This is a genomic window from Dietzia massiliensis, assembly GCF_018390595.1.
GTDB lineage: Bacteria > Actinomycetota > Actinomycetes > Mycobacteriales > Mycobacteriaceae > Dietzia > Dietzia massiliensis.
Window position 1 is genome coordinate 1 of the sequence record NZ_JAHBAV010000406.1, and the last position, 216, is coordinate 216.

General features: G+C 67.1%; 1 pseudogene. It reads right to left on the reverse strand.

The features are described from left to right. Window positions 1-216: pseudogene (locus KHA85_RS17725) on the reverse strand (HNH endonuclease signature motif containing protein); the annotation flags it as partial.

The following is a 216-nucleotide window of genomic DNA, read 5'->3' on the forward strand; positions in this document are numbered from 1 at the left end:
TGGCGTCTTCTTTGCGCAGCCGGATGGCGTCGGGGTCGTGGCGGCCGATGACGGCATCGATCTCATCGCGCAGGGCCTTGTCGCCCAGACGGATCCCGGCGGCGACACCGTTGAGGTAGTCCTCGACGACCTGACGTTGGACCTGCTCCAACACATCGCCGCGGACGGTGGCCATCTGCCGGGCGAGCAGTTCGGCGACGCGTTGTTCCATCAGCC